The sequence below is a fragment of the Microbacterium sufflavum genome, assembly GCF_023101165.1.
Classification (GTDB): domain Bacteria; phylum Actinomycetota; class Actinomycetes; order Actinomycetales; family Microbacteriaceae; genus Microbacterium; species Microbacterium sufflavum.
On sequence record NZ_CP078076.1, the window covers coordinates 189,108 to 208,813 of the forward strand.

A 19,706-nucleotide genomic window follows, 5' to 3' on the forward strand; every position below is an offset into this window, starting at 1 on the left:
GCGGGGGCGCACCCCCGGGGCGGGTGGGGCCGGGTCAGCCCTTGGCGGTGACCTCGCCGTCGCTCCACCACAGGACGCGCTTGCGCACGACCGCGAGGAGCACGATCAGGAGCACGCCGAGCAGGCAGAGCAGCGCGATGCTGGCCCAGGTGACGGGGAGGTTCGCCTGTGCGGCGGAGGTGGTGACGAGCGAGCCGAGGCCGGCCTGCTGCCCGGCGGCGACGAACTCCGCGACCGCGGCTCCGACCACGGCCAGCGGCAGGGCGATCCGCAGCCCGGCGAAGACGTAGGGCATGCTGCCAGGGAATCGCAGTTCGCGGAAGATCTCCCACCGCGAGGCATGCAGGGTCTTGAACACGTCGAGCGCCTTCTGGTCGACGTCGCGGAGTCCGGCGAGCGAGTTGACCAGCATCGGGAAGAACACCACCAGCCCGGTCACGATGAACTTCGGCACCATGCCGAAGCCGAACGCGACGACCAGCGCGGGGGCGATCGCGACGATCGGCGTGACCATCACGATGATCACGAGCGGCATGACGGCCCGTTCGATGATCTGGAACTCTGCCATCACCACCGCCAGCAGGAACCCGGCGAGGATGCCGGCCGAGGCGCCGACCACCACTTCGAGCAGCGTCACCAGGAAGTTCGACCAGTACATGCCCGCGTCGTCGACGAGGCTTCCTCCGATCGCCTCCAGCGTGGGCAGCACATAGGGGTTGGTCCATGCGACGATCTGCCACAGCAGCGCCGCGATCACGAAGGTGATGAGGGTGGGCAGCCACGATCCCCAGCGCAGCCACGACGGGACGCCGCGGCGGGGGGTCTCGCGCAGGCGCGCGGTGGCGAGGGTGGCGGTGGTGTCTCTCATGGTCAGCTCAGACATGGGCCTTCTCCGTCTGCGCGCGCAGCGCACCGCGCACGACTGCTTCCAGGTCGCGGAACTCGTCGGTGGCGTACGCCTCCTCGGTGCGGGGCCGCGGCAGGTTCACGTCGATCACCTCGGCGATGCGCCCGGGGTGGGCGGCCATCACCACGATCCGGTCCGAGAGCATGATGGCCTCGGGCACGGAGTGCGTGACGAACATGACGGCCTTGCGGTTGGACTGCCAGAAGTCCAGCAGGGCGATGCGCTGCAGGTCGCGGTTCATCTCGTCGAGGGCCGAGAACGGTTCGTCCATCAGCATGATCGCCGGGTCGAACACGAAGGCCCTGGCGATCGCAGCGCGCTGCTGCATGCCGCCGGACAGCTGCCCGGGGTACTTCTTCAGGGCATGCCCGAGGCCGAAGGTCGACAGCAGCTCCGCGGGGTCGCGGAGGGCGCGGTCGCCGTTCGCCCCGCGGTTGATCCGCACGGGGAGCTCGACGTTCTCGCGCACGGTCTTCCACGGAAGCAGGGCGGGCGACTGCGGCACGAGGCCGATCTTCTTGTCGCGGGATGCCGCGGTGACGCTCTCGCCGTCGATGGTCACGGTGCCCGAGTCGGCGTCGAGGAGCCCGGCGACGACCTTGAGCAGCGTCGACTTGCCGCAGCCGCTCGGGCCGATCACCGACACGAACTCGCCCATGCCGATCGTGAGGCTCACGTCGTCGAGCACGGTGACCCTGGCTCCGTCGACCCCGAACGACTTCGAGACGTTGCGCACCTCGACGCCGGCGCCCGTGGCCGCGGTCATCACTTCGCCGTCCAGATGAGCTCGTCGCCGTCGTAGAGGTCGGCCACCAGGTCGGGGTCCATCATGTCGGCGATCGCGGGCAGGTTCTTCACGTCGCCGTACTCCTGCACGATCTCGTACTCGGGCTCCCACATGGCCTCGGTCTGCACGCCGGGGTTGCCGCCCGCGCTCTCACGCACCCAGGCCGACTCGACCTCCCACGTGCGGGCGAGCTGGTCGCGCGGGAACGCGGCGCCCTGGCCGTTCTCCTCCGCGAGCTCGGCGAGCATGTCGATGCACTCGTCGGACTCGTCGAGGCAGAACTGCAGTGCCTTGAGGCTCGCGCGCAGGAAGTCGGCGGCGACCTCGCGGTGCTCGGCGAGGAAACGCGAGTTCACCTCCATCACGTTGTAGGTGCCCTCGACGCCGAGGTCGGACGGCAGGAACTCGCTGAACGGGAGGTCCTGCGCCTTGAGGGTCTGCGGCTGGTTGGAGGCGTAGCCGACGATCGCGTCGACCTGCTCGCGCACGACCACGGTGGGGTCGTAGTTGGTCATCTTCACCATCTCGACCTTCGACACGTCGACGCCGGCCTCGTCGAGCATGGCCGAGGCGATGGGCGTGAGGTTGATGAAGTAGCCGAGCGAGCCGCCCTCGAGGTCGGTGAGGTCCTCGAGCTTCTCGTTGCCGAAGATCGAGAACGGCGGGGTCGTGCCGTAGGTCGCGACGGCCGTGAGGTTCTTGCTGTTGGCGGCGGCGAGCATCACGTCGGACGCGGAGCCGAGGGCGGTGAACTGCGCCTGACCGGAGGCGACGAGCTGCTGTCCGTTCGCGCCGGAGGCGTTGATCTCGACATCGAGGCAGAGGTCGTCGAAGTAGCCGAGCTCCTTCGCGAGGAACACGTCAAGCTGCCCGGCGCTGGCGGAGTAGCCGTAGCCGGAGATGTAGGTGATGGTGCCGGCGTCCTGGTTGCGCTGGCAGGCGTCGGATCCGTCTGCGCTCGTGGGGGCGGTATCGCCGCCCGGCGTCTGCGCGGAGCATGCTCCGAGCGTCAGCGTGGCGGCGAGAACGCACGTCAGGGTGGCAGTGGTGCGGAATCGGGTTTCCGCAGAGGAAGTAGCCATGAGGGTCCCTTCTCGGCCGTTCGTCATTGATGGCTCGATGAAAGTAACATAGTCAATCTTGACTAAGCAAGATCAAACTAAGTTCGTCCTGCACGATCGGGCGACGGGCGCACGACTCTCCCGACCGTCGGGTCGTGCACGCGGAACACCGTCGTGCATGCGGGGCACGAACGGGGCGGAGGTGGGGCCGGGGTCGGGCGAGGTCAGGCGGGGAGGGAGCGGAGCGGCCAGGCGGGCCACCAGCCGTCGTCGAGCCCGCGCAGCAGGGCGGCCGCGCGCTCTCGCGCCTCGTCGGGCATCTCCGGCGCAGGACCGGAGCTGCTCTCCCGCCGCTCGCCGTCCGGCGACCGGATCTCCGTGTACAGCCACGCACGGCGACCCACGGGGTACTTCTCCCGGAAGCCCCCGGCGGCGACCGACAGCACGATCCGCTCCAGTTCGTCCGCCGCGGTCTCGGCGGTCTCGTCGCAGGCATCGCAGATGCACGAAGGCACGATCGCGTGGAAGTGGGCACCCGCGTCGATGCGGACGGAGGGAACGCCCAGCGTGATCGTGATCTGCGCACCGCGCGCCGGTTCGAGCACGACGCGCTCGGTCCCTCCCTCCCCCCTCTCTCGCCGCACCTCGACCTCGTACTCGCGACGGAGGTGCTCGATGAGCGCGTCGACCACGAGGGACAGCGGTGCGAAGCGCTCCAGGTGGGATTCCCGGGAGTACGACTCCTCCGGCGCGATGCCGTCGGGCCAGCGGTGTCCGTAGGGGATCCCCTCGCCGCGGTCGTCGTGGAAGGTCAGGATCGGGAGAGCAGGCCGGACATACGCGCGCGCCGGGACGACGACGAACGCGGGAGCCGAATCCTCCGCGGACAGCGCCCTCATCTCCTCGTCATCGATGTCGTCCTGCTCCCACGGAGCGAGCATCTGCAGGAACGCATCCCGCTGGTCGGGCTGCTGCACCATCCCCTGCACGAGACCCGCGACCGGGATCGAGAGGGTGTTGGTCCCGATCTCCGGCTCACTCGTCATCCGCCATGTCGCGGCCGGGTGCACGACCGCGATGACGTTCCCCACGAACCGCGCCGCCCCCGCGGCCAGCGTCTCGCTCTCGAGGACCTCAGGATGACCGGCGACGAAGTCCCACGTCGCCCCGAGATCGACGGCGAGCAGCGCGGGGTCGACCTCGTGGCCCCGCGCGAATTCGGCGAAAGGCTCGAAGCCGTCGACGAACCGGACCGGCCCCGGAGCATCCGCCTGCGGGGGCATCCACAGGACCGCGGCGGCACCCGCCTCGGGCATCGGGCCGAGGGGACCGGGGAAGACAGCACTGCTCATCGACCGAGCGTACCGAGCGGGGTCACCGCGGCGCGTGGGCCTCCAGGAACTCGTACACGTCGGTGGTGTCCACGCCGGGGAAGGCGCCGGTGGGCAGGGTCGCCAGCAGCGTGCGCGGGGTCTTCACGTTGGGCCACGACTGTTCGCGCCACCGCCCCTCCAGCTCCGCGGGGGCACGGCGGCAGCACACCTCGACCGAGTGCTTCGAGACGCCGCGGTGCGGGGTGTCGCGGCCCACGAACCACTTCGTGTCGTCGAACCGCACCCCCACGCTCACGGAGTGCAGCCCCTCGCTCGACGCCTCGACCCGGGCCGTGCACCAATAGGTCCCGTTGCCCGTGTCCGTGTACTGGTAGTACGGGTTGAAGCGGTCGTCCTCGTCGAACACGACCCGCGAGGTCCACCGTCGACAGCACATCTGTCCCTCGATCGCGCCCAGCCGATCGGTCGGGAAGTTCACGTCGTCGTTCTCGTACGCCTTGGTGATGGTGCCCGACTCGTGCACCTTGAGGAAGTGCACCGGGATGTCGAGGTGCCGTGTCGCGAGGTTGGTGAAGCGGTGCGCGGCCGTCTCGTACGACACGGAGTAGGCGTCGCGGAGGTCCTCGATCGAGATCGCGCGCCGCTGCTTCGCGTCCTTGAGCGTCGGCACGACGTGGGCCTCCGGGATGAGGAGGGCGCCCGTGAGGTAGTTCGTCTCGACGCGCTGCCGCAGGAACTCGGCGTAGCTGCGCGGCTCGGCGTGCCCGAGGATCCGGCTCGAGAGCGCCTGCAGCACCGCCGTCCGCGCATCACCCTTGGCCGGGACGCTGCTCGACAGGTAGAGCCGTCCGTGGGCGAGATCGGCGACGCTGCGAGTGGTCTGCGGCAGGTCGGGGGCGTAGTGCAGCGTGAAGCCGAGGTAGGCGGCGATCTCCGAGGCCGTCCGCTGCGTGAGGGGTCCGCCCGGGTGCCCGACCGCGGCGAGGATCTCCGACGCCTTGGCCTCCAGGTCGGCGAAGTGGTTGTCCTGCCTCCGCATCAGGTGCCGCAGCTCCACGTTCGCCCGCCGCGCCTCCTCCGGCGTGGCCGCCCGCTCGTCCCGCAGCCGGTCGATCTCGCCGTGGAGCGCGAGCATCGCCTTCAGCGCATCGGTCGGCACGGTCTTCGCGATGCGGAACGGGTCGATGCCGAGCGCCCGGAACGTCTGGCCCTTCATCGCCCGCTCCAGCGCGACCTCCAGGCTGCTGCGCTCGTCGAGCGGCTCGCCCTCCAGCAGCGCGTCGATCGTGACCCCGAGCGCTCGCGCGATCGCCTGGAGCTGCGTGAGCTTGGGCTCGCGCTTGCCGGTCTCGATCATCGACAGCTGACTGGGAGCGCGGTCCACCGCCGTCGCGAGCTCTTCGAGGGTCATCCCCTGAGCGGTGCGCAGCTGACGGATCCGTCGCCCGATCGTGAGGGCGTCGGTGTCTTCTGCGGCCTCGGTGCTGGTCATGGCGGGGATTCTGTCACGAAAACAGAAAGAACGACAAACTTCTCCTTCGATCCGGCCGAGAAGAGCGCCGAAGTTCACACAGAGTGGGACCACGCCACCGGCACCGACGCCGGTTCCATCCGAGGAGACACCATGACGAACACCGCATCGAACCCCACCCCGCGCCCCGCCGGCCTGCGCGCCGGCGACCAGGTTCAGACGGCGGCGGAGCTCCAGGAGATCTGGGACACCGACCCCCGCTGGGACGGCGTCGAGCGCACCTACTCCGCCGACGACGTCATCCGCATCCGCGGCTCCGTCCGCGAGGACGCCACCCTCGCGCACCGCGGCGCCGAGAACCTGTGGAACCTCCTGCACACCGAGGACTACGTCCGCGCGCTCGGCGCCTACACCGGCGGGCAGGCCGTGCAGCAGGTGCGGGCCGGGCTCAAGGCCATCTACCTCTCCGGGTGGCAGGTCGCCGCCGACGGCAACCTCGCCGGGCAGACCTACCCCGACCAGTCGCTCTACCCCGCCAACTCGGTGCCCGCCGTGGTCCGCCGCATCAACAACGCGCTGCTCCGGCAGGACCAGCTCGAGCACGCCGAGGGCGAGATCACGCAGGACTGGCTCGCCCCGATCGTCGCCGACGCGGAGGCCGGATTCGGTGGGCCTCTCAACGCCTACGAGCTCGCGCAGTCGCTCATCCAGGCCGGCGCCGCCGCGATCCACTGGGAGGACCAGCTCGCGAGCGAGAAGAAGTGCGGTCACCTGGGCGGCAAGGTGCTCGTCCCCACGCAGCAGCACATCCGCACGCTGAACGCGGCGCGACTCGCGGCCGACGTCGCCGGGGTGCCGACCGTGATCATCGCCCGCACCGACGCCCTGGCCGCCGACCTGCTCACGAGCGACGTCGACGAGCGCGACCGGGAGTTCACCACCGGCGAGCGCACGACCGAGGGGTTCTACCGCATCCGTCCCGGCATCGAATCGGTCATCAGCCGTGGGCTCGCCTTCGCGCCCTACGCCGACCTGCTGTGGGTCGAGACCGGTGAGCCCGACATCGAGCTCGCCCGGGAGTTCGCCGCGGCGATCCACGCCGAGTTCCCCGGCAAGCTCCTGGCCTACAACTGCTCCCCGAGCTTCAACTGGAAGCGCCACCTGTCGGACGCCGAGATCGCGACGTTCCAGCAGGAGCTGGCCGACCTGGGCTACAAGTTCCAGTTCATCACGCTGGCGGGCTTCCACGCCCTGAACCACTCCATGTTCGACCTCGCCCGCGGCTACGCCGAGCGCGCCATGAGCGCCTACGTCGAGCTGCAGGAGGCCGAGTTCGCCGCCGAGGCCGACGGCTACACCGCCACCAAGCACCAGCGCGAGGCGGGCACCGGCTACTTCGACGTGATCTCCACCGCGCTCAACCCCGACAGCGCGACCCTGGCCCTCGCCGGCTCCACCGAGGCCGCCCAGTTCCACTGATCCCCACCTCTGCAAAGGATCCGCATCATGACCACTCCCACCGCTCCCCCGACCACCGCCCCGATCCCGACGACCCGGCAGGGACCTGCGATCGAGGTCACCGGACCGATCCGCGACCGCTACGACGAGATCCTCACCCCCGCGGCGATCGCCTTCCTCACCGAGCTGCACCACCGCTTCGCCTCTCGCCGCCACGACCGCCTGGCCGACCGCCTGCGCCGCCGCTTCGAGATCGGCAACGGCCACGACCCGCGCTTCCGCGACGACACCGCGCACATCCGCGCCGACGCCGACTGGCGCGTCGCGGGTGCCGGGCCCGGGCTGGAGGACCGCCGCGTCGAGATCACCGGGCCCACCGACCCGAAGATGACCATCAACGCCCTCAACTCTGGCGCCCGCGTCTGGCTCGCCGACCAGGAGGACGCCACGAGCCCCACCTGGAAGAACGTGATCGAGGGGCAGCTGTCGCTGCGCGACGCCATCCGCGGCGAGCTGTCCTTCACCTCCCCCGAGGGCAAGGAGTACCGCGTCACCGCCGAGCGCACGCCCACGATCGTGATGCGCCCGCGCGGCTGGCACCTGCCCGAGAAGCACATCGGGTTCATCGACCGCGCCGGCCGCCGCACCTCGGCCTCCGGCTCGCTGGTCGACTTCGGCCTCTACTTCCTGCACAACGCGCAGGCGCTGATCGACGGCGGCCGCGGGCCGTACTTCTACCTCGCCAAGCTCGAGTCCAGCGAGGAGGCGAAGCTGTGGGACGACGTGTTCTCCTTCAGTGAGGAGTACGTCGGGATCCCGCACGGCACCATCCGCGCGACCGTGCTGATCGAGACGCTGCCCGCCGCGTTCGAGATGGACGAGATCCTGTACGAGCTGCGCGACCACTGCGCGGGCCTCAACGCCGGTCGCTGGGACTACATCTTCTCGATCATCAAGAACTACCGCGGGCGCGGAGCCCGGTTCGTGCTGCCGGACCGCAGCGAGGTGACGATGACGGTCCCGTTCATGCGGGCGTACACCGAGCTGCTGGTGCAGACGTGCCACAAGCGCGGGGCCTTCGCGATCGGCGGCATGAGCGCCTTCATCCCCAACCGCCGCGATCCCGAGGTCACGGCGCGCGCGGTGGAGAAGGTGTCGGCCGACAAGAAGCGCGAGGCCGGTGACGGCTTCGACGGCACCTGGGTCGCCCACCCCGACCTCATCCCCACGGCGCAGGCCGAGTTCGACGCGGTGCTCGGCGACCGTCCGAACCAGGTCGACCGGCAGCGCCCCGAGGTGCACGTCACTCCCGAGGACCTGCTCGACCTGCACATCGGGCGGCCGATCACCGCACAGGGCGTGCGCGACAACGTGTCGGTCGCGATCCGCTACCTGGAGGCGTGGCTGCGCGGGCTCGGAGCGGTGGCGATCGACAACCTCATGGAAGACGCGGCGACCGCCGAGATCAGCCGGTCGCAGGTGTGGCAGTGGATCCACCAGGACCGCACGACGCAGGACGGCACCCCGATCACGGCCGAGTACGTGGAGGGGCTGATCGCGGAGGTGCTGGACGGGGTGGACCGCCGCGACGGGGACCGCTTCGACGACGCGGCCGAGGTCTTCCGCGAGGTCGCCCTGCAGGAGGAGTTCCCCGCGTTCCTCACCCTCGGCGCGTACAGCCGCTTCCTGATCGACGAGGACTGAGCGCGGGACACGGGTGCCGCGGGTCGAGAGGCCCGCGGCACCCGTGCGTCCGCCGCGGCCCCGGGCGTCCGGTGCGGGCGTAGCCTGGACCCATGAGCGACGTGTGGACCGGCATCGCCGAGGAGTTCCTGCACCTGTATCCGCGCGGCCGCCGGCTGTTCGCGGTCGCGGGAGCCGATGCCGAGCGGTCGCGCCTCGCCGCCGATGCGCTCGCCACCGCGCTCACCGCCGCGGACCAGACGGTGGAGCGCGTGCACCTCACCGCGGTGGACGAGACGGCGCTGCGTGCCCTCATCATCACACCGTTCCGCACCGGCAGCGCGGACGGCACCATCCTGCTCGTCTCCGGTCCCGCCGCGGTGGTGTCGCCCACGGCGCGTGGCCTGTGGAACTCCGTGCTCTGGCAGCTCGCCGGGGAGGAGCCGCCGCACACGGCCGCGAACGCCCTGGTCGACCTCACGGATCCCGCGCACCCCGCCCGCCGCTTCGCGGACTACTGCGCGGTGCCGTCGTCCTTCGAGACCTGAGTCCCCGGTTCGTACGGCGGGGATCAGACTTCGCCGGGTTCCGCGTCGAGGCGTCACACCGTTCGAGGCACTCGTGCTGGGCTACGGCAACCTCGACGACGCACTGGTGGAGGAGGCCGCAGCACGGCTCGCCCTGGTCCTCCGCTCCGTGCGCTCCTGACCCCCGCTCAGTGGAACGGCGCGGCCACGGAGTTGCGGTGGTAGTCGAACACGATGCTCGTGCGGGTCGAGGCGACGCTGCTCTGCGCCGACAGGTGCTCCAGGACGAACTCGCGCATCTCCGACGAGTCCGCGACCGCGATGTGCAGCAGGAAGTCGTCGTCGCCGCCCAGGAAGAACACCTGGATCACCTGCGGCAGGGCGCGCACCCGGTCGGCGAACTCCACGATGCTCTCGCGCCGGGCGCTCGGGCGCAGGCTCACGCCGATGATCGCCTGGAGTCCCGCGCCCAGCTGCCGCTCGTCGACGCTGGCGTGGAAGCCGGTGATCACGCCGCGGTCGACGAGGGCGCGCAACCGGGCGTGCGCGGTGGAGGGCGCGACGCCGAGGCGCGCCGCGAGCTCGGCGTTGGTCATGCGGCCGTCGACGGTGAGCAGCTGCACGATGCGGGCATCGGTCTGGTCGAGCGCCGGTGCCCGAACGCTGTTCGGCTCGGGGGCGGAAGACGTGGTGGCCATACGAAGCATTATTCAGGATTCTCGAGATGGCCGAATTGCCTTCATCAAATCTGTCCCTTCCTCGACGTTTCTGCGATTCTGGTCTGCGCCTACGCACCCCGAGACCAGGAGGATCGATGAAGATCGGCGTCCCGACCGAGATCAAGAACAACGAGAACCGCGTCGCCCTCACTCCCGCGGGCGCGGATCGCCTGGTGCACGAGGGCCACCGCGTGCTCGTGCAGTCGGGGGCCGGCATCGGCTCCAGCATCGCCGACGACGACTACCGCGCGGCGGGCGCCGAGATCGTCGACTCCGCCGAAGAGGCCTGGGGCGAGGCCGACCTGCTCATCAAGGTCAAGGAACCCGTCGCCGCGGAGTACGGCTTCCTGCGCGACGATCTCACCCTGTTCACCTACCTGCACCTGGCCGCCGACCGCCCGCTCACCGACGCCCTCGTGGCCGCGGGGACCACGGCCGTCGCGTACGAGACGGTGCAGCTGCCCGACCGATCGCTTCCCCTCCTCGTCCCCATGAGCGAGATCGCCGGACGCCTCTCGGTCACCATGGGCTCGTACTCGCTGCTGCGGTCGCAGGGCGGCCGCGGCATGCTGCTGGGCGGGATCGCCGGGACACCCCGCGCCAAGACGGTCGTCATCGGCGGCGGCGTGGCCGGAGAGCACGCGGCAGCCAACGCGCTCGGCCTCGGCTCGAAGGTCACGGTGGTCGACATCTCCCTGCCGCGCCTGCGCGAGCTCGAGCACCGGTACGGCGGCGCGCTCGAGACCCGCGCGTCGAGCCGCTACGACATCGCCGAGGAGCTCGCCACGGCCGACCTCGTGATCGGCTCGGTGCTGATCCCCGGGGCCGCCGCGCCGAAGCTCGTGACCGACGACATGGTCGCCGGGATGAAGAAGGGCTCGGTGCTGGTCGACATCGCGATCGACCAGGGCGGCTGCTTCGAGGGCTCGCGGCCCACCACGCACGACGACCCCACCTTCGCGGTGCACGACTCCATCTACTACTGCGTCGCGAACATGCCGGGAGCGGTTCCCACGACGGCGACCCGCTCCCTCACCAACGCCACGCTGCCCTACGTGTCCGCGATCGCGGGCAAGGGCTGGGAGCGCGCGGCCGCCGAGGACGCGGCGCTGGCGAAGGGGCTCAACGTCCAGGGCGGACGCATCACGCTCGAGGCCGTCGCCCGCGCCCACGGCCTCGCGGACTGACCTTCCCGACCCGAAAGAACCGCGGATCTTGGCCGGTCCCCACATGTCGACCGCCGTGGCGACGCGAGTACGCTCGTAACCGTGACCGAACGCGCTCCTCTCTCCCGCAAACTGTCCGCCATCGCCGAGTCCGCGACGCTCAAGGTCGATGCCAAGGCGAAGGCCCTCAAGGCCGAGGGCAAGCCCGTCATCTCGTATGCGGCGGGCGAGCCCGACTTCGCGACGCCGCAGTTCATCGTCGACGCCGCCGCCGAGGCCCTCGCCGACCCGGCCAGCTACCGCTACACCCCGGCCCCCGGACTGCCCGCGCTGCGCGAGGCCATCGCCGCCAAGACGCTCCGCGACTCGGGACTCGAGGTCTCGCCCAGCCAGGTCATCGTCACCAACGGCGGCAAGCAGTCGGTGTACCAGGCCTTCCAGGCGGTCGTGAACCCGGGCGACGAGGTGCTGCTGCCCGCCCCGTACTGGACCACGTACCCCGAGGCCATCCGACTCGCCGACGGCACGCCGGTCGAGGTGTTCGCGGGCGCCGACCAGGAGTACAAGGTCACGGTCGAGCAGCTGGAAGCGGCGCGCACCGAGCGCACCACCGTGCTCGTGTTCGTGTCGCCGTCGAACCCCACCGGCTCGGTGTACACGGCGGAGGAGACGAAGGCCATCGGCGAGTGGGCCGTCGAGCACGGCATCTGGATCATCAGCGACGAGATCTACCAGAACCTCACCTATGAGGGCGTGAAGGCCACGTCGATCGTGGAGGCCGTGCCCGAGGCCGCGAACCAGACGATCCTCGTCAACGGCGTCGCCAAGACGTACGCCATGACCGGGTGGCGGGTGGGCTGGATGGTGGGCCCGGCCGACGCGATCAAGATCGCCGGCAACCTGCAGTCGCACCTCACCAGCAACGTGAACAACGTGGCGCAGAAGGCGGCGATCGCGGCGCTCAACGGCCCGCAGACCGAGGCCGAGCAGTTCCGCGAGGCGTTCGACAGGCGTCGACGCCTCATCGTGTCGGAGCTGTCGAAGATCGACGGCCTCGTGGTGCCCAACCCGCTCGGCGCGTTCTACGTGTACCCCGATGTGCAGGGCCTGCTCGGTCGCACGTGGGGCGGGGTGACCCCGACCACGTCGCTGGAGCTCGCCGACCTCATCCTCGACCAGGCCGAGGTCGCCGTGGTGCCCGGCGAGGCGTTCGGCCCGTCCGGCTACATCCGCATGTCGTACGCGCTCGGCGACGAGCAGCTCCTCGAGGGCGTGCAGCGCCTGCAGCGACTGTTCTCCTGACCGACACCCCGAGACCCGCCCCGCCGCTCCCGGCCGGGCGGGTCTCGTCGTCTGTCCCGGTGCTGCGCGCGGGTCAGTCCTCGGGGTGGAAGCCGATGAGCCAACGGATGCCGTAGCGGTCGACGAGCGTTCCGTCGTGGTCGCCCCACGGCCGCCGCTGCAGCGCATCGATCACGCGCCCGCCGGCGGCGAGCTCACCGAACCAGCGCGTCAGGGTCGCCGCATCCGCCGTTCCGAGGAGCGACAGGAACATGCCGCTCATCTGCACCGCGTCGTCGTCGGCGCCCGCATCCGCTCCGGCGAGCTCGACCGGGCCGCCGCTGAGCTGCCCGTGCGCGACGGCGTCGCCAGGACCGTCGTGGCGACCGGCCTGCGCGTAGTCCATCAGCTGCAACTCACCCCCGAACACGTCGCGGTAGTGGCCGAGGGCTTCGGCGGCGGTGCCGGGGAACAGCAGGTACGGGATCAGTCCACTCATGCGGCGAGTGTACGACGCGGGTCGGACGCCCTAGAGGTCGACGCCGAGCAGCACGGGCTCCGGCTGCAGCACCAGCCCGAACTCGGCGTGCACGCGGCTCTGGATGAACCGCGCCAGCTCCGCGACCTCCGCCGCCGTCGCCCCACCGCGGTTCGTGAGGGCGAGGGCGTGCTTGGTGGAGACCGAGGCGCGCGACCGCGGGAGCTTGAAGCCCTTGCGGATACCCGCCTGTTCGATCAGCCAGGCCGCGCTCACCTTCACGTCGGGCGCCTCGGCCCTGGTCGGCGGCACGTACCCGTCGTACGACGCGAGCGGGATGACCGTCACGGCGTCGAGGTCGGGGGCCACCGGCCAGCGCGGGCACTCCGGGGGCAGCGTGCGCGCCTGCGCAGCCGTCACGATCGCGTTCTGGAAGAAGGAGCCGACGCCGTGCGTGTCGGGGTCGTGCTCGTCGAGCAGCATGCCCTTCGACCCGCGGGTCGCCAGGATGCGCTCCCGCACCCAGGTCAGCGGCACCGGCGTGTCGTCGGTCAGCCCGAGCGCGCGACGCAGCTGCTCACCGCGCACCACCCGCTCCCCCGCGACCAGCAGGTCGACCGTCACCGACAGGATCACGGCGCGGCGCTGCGGCTCGCTGCCGTGGTGATGCTTGAGCACCGAGGTGCGGAAGCCCAGCCCGAGCTCCGCCGCGGGCACGGTCGAGATCTCACCCGTGGACTCGTCGATCAGCTCGACCTCGACCAGCGTCTCCTGGATCTCCTGGCCGTAGGCGCCGATGTTCTGCACGGGAGACGCACCGACGGTCCCCGGGATGCCGCTCATGGCCTCCAGGCCCGCGTACCCGTGCTCGACCGCGTAGGCGACGAGGTCATCCCAGCCGTGGCCCGCCTGCACGCGCAGCCGGATACGACCCGCATGCGGCGAGGGGAGCTCCTCGATCCCGGTCGTGCGGACGCGGATGACGGTGCCGTCGAACGGCTCGTCCCCCACGAAGAGGTTGGAGCCGCCGCCCAGCACCAGCCACGGGTCGCCCCGCTCCCAGGTCTCGCGGAGCGCCTCGACGAGACCCTCGGTCGTGGTGGCGTCGAACATGCGATCGGGGGCGCCGCCGGTGCGCAGCGTCGTGAGCTCGGCCAGCCGCAGGGGTTCGACCTCTCTCATCGGACGGCGACGCGCAGCTGCGCCTTGACGAGCACGCTCGTGTCGTCGAACGTGACCTTCAGGTCGATCCGCGCGGTGTCGTCGTCGACCGCGCCGACCGTCGCCGCCACATGGATGTCGGCACCGTCCACCGGGTCGACCACGACGGGCTTGGTGAAGCGCACGCCGTAGTCGACGATGCGGGTGGCGGGGTCGAGGGCGGCCACGACCACCGACGAGGCGATGCCCATCGTGAGCATGCCGTGCGCGAGCACGCCGGGGAGCCCGACCGATGCGGCCACGTCGTCGCGGTAGTGGATCGGGTTGAAGTCTCCGGAGGCACCGGCGTAGCGCACCAGGGACTCGCGGGTGAGGTGCACGGTGCGCTCGGCGACCACGTCTCCGACGGTGAAGCCCATCAGGCGTCCTCTCCCTCTTCCGCGCCGACGAGCAGCACGGTGGTGGCGGTGACCACGTGCGCACCCTCGTCATCGACGATCTCGGTCTCGCTCGTGATCATGGCGTTGCCGCCCATCATGCGGATGCCGGTGACCCGCAGCTGTGCGGTGAGCTCGTCGCCCGCCACGATCGGCCGCGAGTAGCGGAACCGCTGTTCCGCGTGGACCGTGCGCGACAGCTCGATCCCGGCGTTCTCGTCGCCCAGCAGCTGCTGGAGCGTGAGGTCCTGGATCACCATCGCGAAGGTCGGCGGGGCGACCACGTCGGCGTAGCCGGCTGCGCGGGCCGCCTCGACGTCGGTGTGCTGCGGGGCGTCGGCGAAGACGGCGCGCGCGAACTCGCGCACCTTCTCCCTGCCGACCAGATAGGGGGCGGTCGGCGGGAACTCCCGGCCGATCAGATCTTGGTTGACTGCCACCCCTCGATCCTACCGAGGGGGTGGACACCGGACGCCCTCGCGACCGTCAGTCCTTCGATCGCGCCACCATGTTCAACGTCATCCGGCTGGGGACAACCTTCACCCGGGAGGTGTGCACGATCTCGCCGGAGCGGTCGAGAGCACGCTTGCGGATGACGATGAGCGGATCGTGCTCGGGGCGCGCGAGCCACTCCGCTGTCTGCGCGTTCGTGAACCCCACGTCGATCTCGCGGTACATCTCCGAGAACTCCACGCCGTAGACGTCGCGGAGCACCTGGTAGGTGGAGGTGTCGTCGCGGATGTGCCGGTCGAATTCGGGGAAGCGGGTGAGGGAGTACCGGCTGTCGTCGATGGACAGCGGGATGTCGTCGAGGGCGAAGACGCGCACGAGACGGAACACCGGGTCACCCACCTGCACGCCGAGACGGCGCGCGCGCTTCTCGTCGGCGGGGACGGTCTCGGCGCGCATGATGCGACGGGACTTGACGCCGTCGGCGACGACCGTGTCGGCGAATCCGCCCAGCGTCATGGCTCCGATCACTTCGCGGCGCGGCGCCACGAACGTGCCGCGGCCCTGCTGCCGTCGCACGATGCCGAGGCTCTCCAGATCGGCGACCGCGCGACGCACCGTGATGCGACTGACGCCGAAGCGTTCGCACAGCTCCGGCTCGGACGGCAACCGCTCCCCTTCGCCGTAGGTGCCCGCGTCGATCTCGCGCAGGAGCAGCCCGCGGACCTGCTCGTGCAGCGGCGTCGAGCCCACCCCCGGCGACAGCTGAGTCACGTCGAAGCCCTCCTCTCCGGCGCCGGATAGTGGCGCAGCATCTGCGCTCGCGCGTCGTCCCCGGCATGCACAGGGTATCCGAAGGCACCGCGCAGGGTGCAGGCGAGCGCCCCGCTCGTCGCGGCGACGTCGAGGCAGTCGCCGAGGTCGGCGCCGGCGGCCCGCGCCGCGAGGAACCCGGTGAGGAACGCGTCGCCCGCGCCGAGGGCGTCGACCGCGGTGACCGGGCGGATGCCGGTGCGATGCACGGACTGCGCGTCGAAGGCGAGGGATCCGCGGGCGCCCAGGGTGACCACGGCCGACCCGATGCCGCAGCGCACGGCGTAGCGGCCCAGTTCCTCGACCTCGGCATCGGAGAGTCCGCCCCCGGAGAAGAAGCCGACGTCGACGTGCGGTGCCGTGCTGCGGATCACCTCGGGTGACGCGTCGTCGGAGTAGTCGAACGACACCCGCGTCCCGCGCTCGGCGATGGCGGGCAGCTCCGGCTCCAGCGACGAGTACACCGACGTGTGCACGCGGGCGAAGCGGGCGAGATACTCGTGGTCGACCTCGCTCAGCCGCAGCCGCAGCTCGGATTGCACCCCGCCGCGGTTGGAGGCCACGAAGCGCCGGTCGCCGTCGTCGTCGAGGGCGACGAACGCCATCCCGTTGGCGCCGTGCACACGACGGACCCGGGTGGCGTCGACGCCGATCTCGTCGAGCACGCCGCGCACGTGGTCGGCGAACCGGTCGTCGCCCATGATGCCCACGAACGCGGCGCTCCCCCCGAAGAACAGCCGGCTGTAGGCGGCTACGTTCAGGGCGTTGCCCCCGGGATAGGCGAGGTCCTCGTGCAGGTAGCAGTCGAGAACGTTGTCACCCACGCCGACGAGCGAGGGCGGGGGCACCGCGGCGAGCGCGGTGCGGAGGTCATCCGCGTCCATGGTCATCCCTTCACGCTCCCCGCCGCGACGCCCGCCACGAAGTAGCGCTGCAGTGCGAGGAACACCACCACGATCGGGAGGGCGGCGATCGTCAGTCCTGCCAGCAGCACCCCCCATTCGGTCGACAGCGAGTCCCGGAACGACATCAGTCCGGCGGGAATGGTGCGCAGCGCATCGGCGTCGATGTAGACGATCGCGAAGAGGAACTCGTTCCAGGCGAAGTAGCCCGTCAGCACGGCGGCCGTGGTGAGCACCGAGGCGCTCAGCGGCAGGTAGACGTGGCGGAAGACGCCGAACGAGCGGCAGCCGTCGATGGTCGCGGCGTCCTCCAGCTCGCGCGGGATCCCGAGGAACACCGACCGGATGAGGAGGATCGCCATCGGCAGCCGGAACGCCACGTAGGGCAGGATCATCGCCCAGGAGGTGTTCAGCAGGCCCATCGCGTCCAGCAGCCGGTACAGCGGGATCAGGCTCACCTGCGGTGCGACGACCAGGCCGCCCATGGCGACGATCAGCACGATGTTCGCGATCCGGCTCGACAGTCGCACCATGCCGTACGCGCACAGTGCCGCGATCGCCACCGTGGCCACCGTGGAGACGATCGTGACGACGACCGAGTTCACGAAGTAGTCGGAGATGCCGCGGTCCCAGGCGGCCGCGTAGTTCTGCACGAGCCAGACCGACGGCAGTCCCCAGGGGTCGGTGAAGATCTCGGACGACGACTTGAACGACGAGATGACCATCCACAGCAGCGGGTAGGCGATCACGACGGCGTAGATCACGAGGACGAGGTGGACGGGAACCTGGCGGAGACGTTCCGCCGGACGGAGCCGGGTGCCGCTCATCTCAGTCCCTCCCGCTTCGGAACGACACCATCTGCACGACCGACAGCACGAGGGTGATCACGAAGATCAGGCTGGCGATGGCCGAGGCGTAGCCCATCTGGTTCTGGAAGAAGCCCTGGTTGTACATGTAGGTCGCCAGCACCTGGGTGGTGTTGCCCGGGCCTCCCTTGGTGAGGATGTAGGGCTCGTTGAAGACCGTGAAGGCCCCAGAGACGGTGAGGATCATGGCGACGAAGATCATCTCCTTGGCCTGCGGCACGGTGATGCTGAAGAACTGGCGGATGCGGCCGGCGCCGTCGAGCGAAGCCGCCTCGTAGTACTCCTCGGGGATCTGCTGCAGCGCCACGACGTAGAGCATGCAGACGTAGCCGATGCTCTGCCACTGCGAGACGCCGATGACCGCCCCCATGGCCGTGTCGACGTCGGCGAGCCACGCGGTCTGCAGGCCGCCGAGCCCGACGGCTTCCAGCAGGGCGTTGAGCAGTCCGCCACGGGCGTTGTAGACGAACGTGAACAGCAGCGCGATCACCGTCATGGAGATGACGGCGGGGAGGAAGTAGACGCTCCGCAGGAACGCGCCCATGCGCGGTCCCAGCAGCCGGGTGAGCCAGGCCGCGATCACGAGAGCGCCCAGCACCTGGCACACGATCGACACGACCGCGTACAGGATGTTGTTGCCCAGAGCGGTCGCGATCACGGGGTCCGACAGCAGGCGGGCGAAGTTGTCGAGGCCGACGAAGCGCATCTCACCGGCGCCGGCGCTGAAGGAGAAGAAGCCGAAGGCCGCGTTGGCGACCAGCGGGTAGTACACGAACACCCCGATCAGGATGATCGCGGGAAGCACGTAGAGCAGGTTCGACCAGGCTCGGGATCGTGTTCTCATCACGGTGTCTCTTCCGAAGTGGGAGGGGCCGCCGACGGCGGGCGACGGCGGCCCCGAGGCGGATCAGGAGGCGTCGCGCACCCGCGTCGCCGCCTCCTGCACGGCGGCCATGACACCCTCCGGGGTCTGCTGGCCGCTGAGCATCAGCTGCGTCTCGGACAGGTACGCCTGCACGATCTGCGGATCGTAGGCGTTGTCGAGCCAGGTGGTCATCGCCGAGGCGTCGACGATCCCCTGCGCGAGCTCCTGGGAGATCTCGGGCACGTCCGCCTCCTCCACGGCACCCTTCACCGGGCTCAGCTCCCCCGCCCGCTCGGCGTAGGCGATGCCGCTCTGCTTGCTGAGCAGGAACTCCAGGAAGCGCTGCGCCTCCTCCGGGTGCTTCGTGGTCTTCGAGATCGCGAAGCCCTCCGGTGCCCCCGTCAACTCCTCCGGGTCGCCCTTGCCTCCCTCGACGGCCGGGAAGTTGAACGTGCCGTACTCGAACTGCGCGTCGCCGAAGTACCCCACCTCGGCGCTCTGCATGTACATGATGGGCGCCTCCCCCGCGATCCACGCGTTGCGCGCGATCTCGTGCCCGACGGCGGTGAGGTCGTCGTTCATGTACTCCGCCAGCTCCTGGAACCTCTCCAGAGCGGTCACGTACCCGGGGTCGGTGAACTCGCCGGTGGCGGGGTCCTGATCCGCGGCGAAGACCTCCGGGTCGACCACGCGCTGGTTGAGCGTGCCCACGTAGTGCGCGATCGTCCACTGCTCCTGCGCGCCGTACTCGATGGGGGTCATCCCCGCGTCCTGGATCTCCTCCAGCACGTCGATGAACTCGTCCCACGTCGTCGGCGGCTCGAGCCCCAGCTCCTCGAAGACGTCCTTGTTGTAGAAGAACAGCTTCGACTGCATCCCCACAGGCAGACCGTAGGAGGTGCCGTCGACCTCGAAGGCCTCGAGCTGGCTCGGGTAGAAGCTGTCACGGAACGCGGTGTCCTCTTCGAGCCACGGCCCCAGGTCGAGCAGCGCGTCGTTGGCGACGAGCTCATCGACGAACGATCCGCTCCACGTGAAGAGCACGTCCGGGGCGTTCGCGGAGCCGGCGACGACCTTGACCTTGTCCTTGTAGGCGTCGTTGAGCACGCTCTCGACGGAGACGGTGATGTCGGGGTTCTCCTTCTCGAACTCCGCCACCATGTCGCTGTAGTACGAGTTCTTCGGCTCGTTCGGCCAGCGGTGGAAGAAGCTGATCTCCACCTGGCCGTCCGCGGCCTCGCTCTCGCCTCCGGCGCACGAGGCCAGGGGGACGACGAGGGCGACGGCGGCCGCAGCCGCCACGCCGATCCGGGTTGACGTTCGCATCATTGCGATCCTTT

General features: G+C 70.1%; 20 protein-coding genes. 5 read left to right on the forward strand and 15 right to left on the reverse strand.

All coding sequences use genetic code 11. The features are described from left to right. Nucleotides 1-34: 34 nt before the first annotated feature. From KV394_RS00945 to KV394_RS00965, 5 genes are all read right to left on the reverse strand, one after another. Nucleotides 35-883 (reverse strand): ABC transporter permease, encoded by an 849-nt coding sequence (locus tag KV394_RS00945; RefSeq protein ID WP_136029600.1) that lies wholly within the window; start codon nucleotides 881-883, stop codon nucleotides 35-37. Then, nucleotides 876-1,673 (reverse strand): ABC transporter ATP-binding protein, encoded by a 798-nt coding sequence (locus KV394_RS00950; protein WP_136029602.1) that lies wholly within the window; start codon nucleotides 1,671-1,673, stop codon nucleotides 876-878. The genes KV394_RS00945 and KV394_RS00950 overlap by 8 nt, the downstream gene beginning before the upstream one ends. Further along, nucleotides 1,673-2,776 carry an ABC transporter substrate-binding protein gene (locus KV394_RS00955; protein WP_206252883.1) on the reverse strand — a complete coding sequence of 368 codons (1,104 nt, stop codon included), beginning with the start codon at nucleotides 2,774-2,776 and terminating at the stop codon, nucleotides 1,673-1,675. The genes KV394_RS00950 and KV394_RS00955 overlap by 1 nt, the downstream gene beginning before the upstream one ends. 203 nt (nucleotides 2,777-2,979) lie before the next feature. Continuing rightward, nucleotides 2,980-4,107 carry a DUF6226 family protein gene (locus tag KV394_RS00960; protein WP_247982072.1) on the reverse strand — a complete coding sequence of 376 codons (1,128 nt, stop codon included), beginning with the start codon at nucleotides 4,105-4,107 and terminating at the stop codon, nucleotides 2,980-2,982. 22 nt (nucleotides 4,108-4,129) lie between these two features. Further along, nucleotides 4,130-5,581: an XRE family transcriptional regulator gene (locus KV394_RS00965; RefSeq protein WP_247982073.1), complete on the reverse strand. Its 1,452-nt coding sequence runs from the start codon at nucleotides 5,579-5,581 to the stop codon at nucleotides 4,130-4,132. A gap of 132 nt (nucleotides 5,582-5,713) precedes the next feature. Between KV394_RS00965 and aceA the strand changes: the two genes are divergently transcribed. The 3 genes from aceA (at nucleotide 5,714) to KV394_RS00980 (ending at nucleotide 9,249) form a co-directional block, all read left to right on the forward strand. Beyond that, a complete protein-coding gene (gene aceA, locus KV394_RS00970; RefSeq protein ID WP_136029610.1) occupies nucleotides 5,714-7,039 on the forward strand; it encodes an isocitrate lyase in 1,326 nt (441 codons plus the stop codon). Nucleotides 7,040-7,066: 27 nt separating this feature from the next. Continuing rightward, on the forward strand, nucleotides 7,067-8,722 hold the full coding sequence (gene aceB, locus KV394_RS00975) for a malate synthase A (RefSeq protein ID WP_247982074.1): 1,656 nt from the start codon (nucleotides 7,067-7,069) through the stop codon (nucleotides 8,720-8,722). A 92-nt stretch (nucleotides 8,723-8,814) separates the two neighbouring features. Beyond that, nucleotides 8,815-9,249 carry a hypothetical protein gene (locus tag KV394_RS00980; protein ID WP_136029614.1) on the forward strand — a complete coding sequence of 145 codons (435 nt, stop codon included), beginning with the start codon at nucleotides 8,815-8,817 and terminating at the stop codon, nucleotides 9,247-9,249. A gap of 167 nt (nucleotides 9,250-9,416) precedes the next feature. Here KV394_RS00980 and KV394_RS00985 read toward each other — a convergent pair whose 3' ends face one another. Then, nucleotides 9,417-9,935, reverse strand: a complete 519-nt coding sequence (locus tag KV394_RS00985; RefSeq protein ID WP_136028946.1) for an Lrp/AsnC family transcriptional regulator — start codon at nucleotides 9,933-9,935, stop codon at nucleotides 9,417-9,419. A gap of 107 nt (nucleotides 9,936-10,042) precedes the next feature. On the opposite strand from KV394_RS00985, the gene ald reads away from it, so the two are divergent. Further along, nucleotides 10,043-11,134 (forward strand): alanine dehydrogenase, encoded by a 1,092-nt coding sequence (gene ald, locus KV394_RS00990; protein ID WP_136028944.1) that lies wholly within the window; start codon nucleotides 10,043-10,045, stop codon nucleotides 11,132-11,134. Between the two features lie 81 nt (nucleotides 11,135-11,215). Next, entirely contained in the window at nucleotides 11,216-12,415 is a 1,200-nt protein-coding gene (locus tag KV394_RS00995; protein ID WP_136028942.1) for a pyridoxal phosphate-dependent aminotransferase, read from the forward strand. Nucleotides 12,416-12,488: 73 nt separating this feature from the next. Here KV394_RS00995 and KV394_RS01000 read toward each other — a convergent pair whose 3' ends face one another. The 9 genes from KV394_RS01000 to KV394_RS01040 form a co-directional block, all read right to left on the reverse strand. Then, nucleotides 12,489-12,893, reverse strand: a complete 405-nt coding sequence (locus KV394_RS01000) for a VOC family protein (protein WP_136028939.1) — start codon at nucleotides 12,891-12,893, stop codon at nucleotides 12,489-12,491. Between the two features lie 30 nt (nucleotides 12,894-12,923). Beyond that, nucleotides 12,924-14,054, reverse strand: coding sequence for a UDP-N-acetylmuramate dehydrogenase (locus KV394_RS01005; RefSeq protein ID WP_247982075.1), 1,131 nt, complete (start codon nucleotides 14,052-14,054; stop codon nucleotides 12,924-12,926). Next, nucleotides 14,051-14,452, reverse strand: a complete 402-nt coding sequence (locus KV394_RS01010) for a MaoC/PaaZ C-terminal domain-containing protein (RefSeq protein WP_136045895.1) — start codon at nucleotides 14,450-14,452, stop codon at nucleotides 14,051-14,053. Before KV394_RS01010 ends, KV394_RS01005 begins: the two co-directional genes overlap by 4 nt. Further along, entirely contained in the window at nucleotides 14,452-14,910 is a 459-nt protein-coding gene (locus KV394_RS01015) for an FAS1-like dehydratase domain-containing protein (RefSeq protein WP_136028932.1), read from the reverse strand. Before KV394_RS01015 ends, KV394_RS01010 begins: the two co-directional genes overlap by 1 nt. Before the next feature lie 46 nt (nucleotides 14,911-14,956). Beyond that, nucleotides 14,957-15,694: a GntR family transcriptional regulator gene (locus tag KV394_RS01020; RefSeq protein ID WP_136028931.1), complete on the reverse strand. Its 738-nt coding sequence runs from the start codon at nucleotides 15,692-15,694 to the stop codon at nucleotides 14,957-14,959. Continuing rightward, nucleotides 15,691-16,623, reverse strand: a complete 933-nt coding sequence (locus KV394_RS01025) for a PfkB family carbohydrate kinase (RefSeq protein ID WP_168387301.1) — start codon at nucleotides 16,621-16,623, stop codon at nucleotides 15,691-15,693. The genes KV394_RS01020 and KV394_RS01025 overlap by 4 nt, the downstream gene beginning before the upstream one ends. Continuing rightward, the gene (locus tag KV394_RS01030; protein WP_247982076.1) at nucleotides 16,620-17,462 is read right to left on the reverse strand and encodes a carbohydrate ABC transporter permease; all 843 of its coding nucleotides are present in this window, start codon (nucleotides 17,460-17,462) and stop codon (nucleotides 16,620-16,622) included. The genes KV394_RS01025 and KV394_RS01030 overlap by 4 nt, the downstream gene beginning before the upstream one ends. Before the next feature lies 1 nt (nucleotide 17,463). Beyond that, nucleotides 17,464-18,345 carry a carbohydrate ABC transporter permease gene (locus tag KV394_RS01035; protein WP_136028925.1) on the reverse strand — a complete coding sequence of 294 codons (882 nt, stop codon included), beginning with the start codon at nucleotides 18,343-18,345 and terminating at the stop codon, nucleotides 17,464-17,466. Between the two features lie 63 nt (nucleotides 18,346-18,408). Continuing rightward, nucleotides 18,409-19,695, reverse strand: coding sequence for an extracellular solute-binding protein (locus tag KV394_RS01040; RefSeq protein ID WP_168387302.1), 1,287 nt, complete (start codon nucleotides 19,693-19,695; stop codon nucleotides 18,409-18,411). Nucleotides 19,696-19,706 lie beyond the last annotated feature (11 nt).